Origin of the sequence: Flavobacterium sp., assembly GCF_024305175.1 — a bacterium.
GTDB lineage: Bacteria > Bacteroidota > Bacteroidia > Flavobacteriales > Flavobacteriaceae > Flavobacterium.
The window spans coordinates 1-2,417 of record NZ_JAMWYY010000109.1 but is presented as its reverse complement, the minus strand read 5'-3'; the positions used below and the strand labels follow the sequence as shown (position 1 = coordinate 2,417).

The following is a 2,417-nucleotide window of genomic DNA, read 5'->3' as shown; positions in this document are numbered from 1 at the left end:
GCCTGGGTTGTTGTCATCGCATAAAGGATAGTTCGATGGGGTAGGGATAGCGGGCCTTGGGTTTACAATAAGTTGTAAAGGCTCTATTGATGGACAGTTGATTGTGCTGCCTTCCTGTACTACCCTTATGTAAATTTCACCGGTAATTGCTGAATAGCTTCCAGGATTATTGATAGCGTTAGAGCCAAACTCTGCTCCTTCAATAGTTTCGTGGAAAGTTACCGTAAGGCCTGACTGACCATTTATAACTTCCTGCCCGGCAGGAAGAAGGTTAAATATACCAAAGTCATCAAAGTTATCATCACAAACCTCTATTGTTGTAGCCGGTACAAGAACAGGCGGATAAAAAACTTCTACATTAAAGACATGCTCATCTGAACATTCAACTTCAATACCTGAATTAGCATAAATATAGATATCCCGGGTAACGGTAATTTCATCACCAGCATTTAGCTGTGAGCCTGTTCCGCCGGGACCTGTATAATAGTTGCCCTCTGTAAGTGCGGGAAGTACATAACTTTCACACGCATCAACATCTGCAGGGGTATCTACTTCGGGTTTTTCATATACTGTAACAACAAAGCTGCTCTCATCAGTACAGTTATTAGGCATAGTTCCCGATTCTGCATAAATATATATTGTTTGAGTAGCTATTACTGTTGTACCTTCCGCTATTGGGCCTACACCATTTGGCTGGCTAAAATAACCACCAACAGTAAGCTCAGGAAGTACATATCCTGTATCATCACACGCAAACACATCTTCAAGCTCATCTACAACAGGTGTAGGGGTAACAATAATAAGAAATGATGATGTAGAATAGCAGTCTTCATCTGTTGTATTAGTTAACCTTACATATATAGTGGCACTGCCTGTTGTATAGGCTTCGGGTGTAGTTATAGCATTTACATTATTTTCTGCATCTGCCTGAGATGTATGGTAGGTTACCACAAATTGATTCGGATCCTGCCCTTGCAGTACATCGCCATCAAGAGCTGTCAGGTCAAAAGTTTCAACTCCGTCATTTTCAGGATCGCAAACCTGAATATTTGCCGGTGTACCTGCCTCCGGGGCAGTACTGGCCTCTATTGTAAATGATGTTGTTGCTATACATGATGTAAAATAATTCTCCACACGGACCCAGATAGTTTCAAGTTCACCGTCAGTTACATAGTTCGCGGCGTCAGCGTCAGATATCGGGCTAAAGCCTTCTGTGGCATCAAGTTCGGAATTATGGAAAGTTATAACGTTTACAAAAGGGTCGAGCCCATTTAATATGGTTTCTGAATTTTCAGTTAAATCAAAAGTAAAAGGGCCAGGGCCGCTTTCGCAGATGAAAAAGTCTTCCGGCTCACCCAAGTCAAGAGGGTCAGCCACTTCTACTGTAACGTTAGCTGTCTTTATAACAGTTGTTCCGTCACACCTGTTGTAGGTTGCAACAGCAGTATAAGTTGTAGTTTCTTCAGGGCATACAGTTACAGAAGTTCCTGATGCTATCTCTGTAGTACCATCTAACCATGCAAAATCTACTATTGAAGGACCTGTTGGGGTAAACCTCCATGCTTCCTGGATAGCTGTCCATGAACCGGTATTACGTCCCGGAGGAACTGAAGCCTGAGTACCGGCAGAGTTTTGTATACCTATTAAACCTACACCATTTTGCCATGAAGTACAAGGTACCCTTCTCTCAACATAAACCTCGATAACATTAGTAGTTTCGTATAAAACTATCTGAGATGTTTGAGCACCAATATTAGCGTTATTAGCGCAAGCGCCACCAAACTGTGCAACTTCAGAGAAGTTAACAACCAATGTACGGCATGGATATGCACCTAAAACCTGATAGTTAATATTAGGATTCGCAAAGTTATTGTCAACACTTGGGTCTATATCCTGATACACGCCATAAATAGCATTTCTGATAGGAAAACCTGTATTTGGTATAGCCTGGCTAAACGCGTAGTTACAAAAGCCTCCTGCTGTTTGCGTATTAAAAGTAATAACACCGTTAGAGCCGATAAAGGCACTTGTGTAGTTATTACCATAAAAACAAAAGCTGAACGGCAGGTTGACCGCCGAAGACCATACGTCATCCGTATCAACTGATATTTGCGTACCACCAATAAAAGGATAGGGTGGTGAATATGGAACGGATGAAACCGAATAAGACGTAGTAGCACCTGTCTCAAAATAGTCGGCAGTAAGCGTACGACATTCTTCACCAGGCTGCGGAGGCTGGCAAATTGCGGGCACTGCGCCTGCAGTTACATCAGGACAACCGGGAGCCTGGGCAAAGGTGGTAAGTCCTAATAAGCTTAACAGCAGCAGTAATAAATAATTTTTCTTCATTTGAAAAGGTATTTTTTTAAAACGCGAAATTTACATAAAATTGACATAAATAAAACATTTATGCCCTG

At 41.9% G+C, this 2,417-nt stretch carries 1 pseudogene; it reads right to left on the bottom strand.

Annotation, left to right across the window (positions count from 1 at the left end):
- A pseudogene (locus Q0K96_RS15020) lies at positions 1-2,349 on the bottom strand (hypothetical protein); the annotation flags it as partial.
- Positions 2,350-2,417 lie beyond the last annotated feature (68 nt).